At 63.0% G+C, this 1,448-nt stretch carries 1 protein-coding gene; it reads right to left on the bottom strand.

Annotated features, from left to right (window positions below; translation table 11 throughout):
* On the bottom strand, nt 1-1,448 hold a 1,448-nt coding region (locus CAF74_RS28855; RefSeq protein WP_085748629.1), incomplete at both ends, for a type VI secretion system tip protein VgrG.

The raw sequence follows: 1,448 nt of genomic DNA, 5'->3' as shown, positions 1-1,448 counted from the left end.
ACGTTTTCATCCCAGTCGCGCTGGGCGTGGATGAAGATTTGTTCGGCGCCTTTTTTGTCTTCGATGCGCAGTTCGTTGTAGCCACCGCCGCCCGGGGAGCTGAGGGTTTTGAAGACGCTGCGGGTTTTGTTCGCCGGCAGGGCGTACGGCACCGGGTTTTCCTTGTGGTACAGGCAGCCGGTGACGAGGGGCTGGTCGGGGTCGCCTTCGAGGAAGGTGACGAGGACTTCCATGCCGATGCGCGGGATGGAGATGGCGCCGTAGCGGTCGCCGGCCCAGGAGCTGGAGACGCGCAGCCAGCAGCTGGTCTTGTCGTCGGCCTGGCCTTCGCGGTCCCAGTGGAATTGCACCTTGATGCGGCCGTACTGGTCGCAGTGGATTTCTTCGCCTTTGGGGCCGGTGACCATCGCGGTCTGGCTGCCGAGCACGCGGGGTTTCGGGTGTTCGAGCGCGGGGCGGTAGAACACGTCCCACGGGGTGGCGAGGAAGGTGTTGCGGTAGCCCTGGTGGAAGTCATCCTTGTTGTCGGTGGTGTCGCTGGTTACCGACTCTTCGAGGACTTGCGGTTGTTTGCCTTCGTGGAAGATTTCGGTGAGCAGCCACAGGTCGTTCCACTCGCTGCGCGGGTGGTCGGACATTTCCATGAAGTGGCCGCTGACCAGTCTGGTCTGGTCGCCGCGACCTTCGGCCTGACGGTAGTCGGCGCGGTGGCGTTCGAGGGCGCGCTGGCTGAGGAACTTGCCGCGGGCGCGGTCGATGAAGCGGCCGGGGTAGTCGTAGTCTTCCAGATCCGGTTCAGCGTCTTTGCTATCAAGAGCGCCGTCCGGTTTGTACGCGGCCTCCATTTGCAGGCGCGGTTTTTCGAAGTCGTAGTCGCGGCGGGTGGTGCGGCTGGTGCGGGTTTCCAGACGCAGCTTGAAGCCTTTGATCACCGGTTCTTCGGCGACCATGCCGCTGCCTTGCACGTACGCGGTCGGTTGGCCGAGGTTCGGGAAAACCGTCTGGTCATCGCCGAACACCAGCAGGTGGCCTTTCTGGCTGTGCTGGAAGTGGTAGTGAATGCCTTCTTCTTCGCACAGGCGCTGGACGAAGTGCAGATCGGTTTCGTCGTACTGCACGCAGTAGTCGCGATCCGGGCACGGCTGGCTGAGCTGGAAGCTGTAGGCGTTGCCCTTGATGCCGTGCTCGTCGAGGATCAGCGCGATGATTTTCGGCGCCGACATCTGCTGGTAGATGCGCTGGTTGGTGCGGTGATGCAGGTATTGCAGCTGCGGCACCAGCGAGACCTTGTAGCGGGTCAGGCGCTTGCCGGCATCGCCCTGGGCCACGCGGTAGATCTGGCCGTGGATGCCCGAGCCCTGCGGATCGAGGGCGAGGAACGCCTGTTTGTGCAGGAGTTTTTCCAGGTCCAGATCCGGGTTTTCGCTGACCAGTTCCAGGTCGAAACG

The sequence above is a fragment of the Pseudomonas sp. R45(2017) genome (assembly GCF_002112305.1).
Classification (GTDB): domain Bacteria; phylum Pseudomonadota; class Gammaproteobacteria; order Pseudomonadales; family Pseudomonadaceae; genus Aquipseudomonas; species Aquipseudomonas paraglycinae.
Note: the sequence above shows the minus strand (reverse complement) of the source record. Positions and strands in the feature narration are given on the sequence as shown.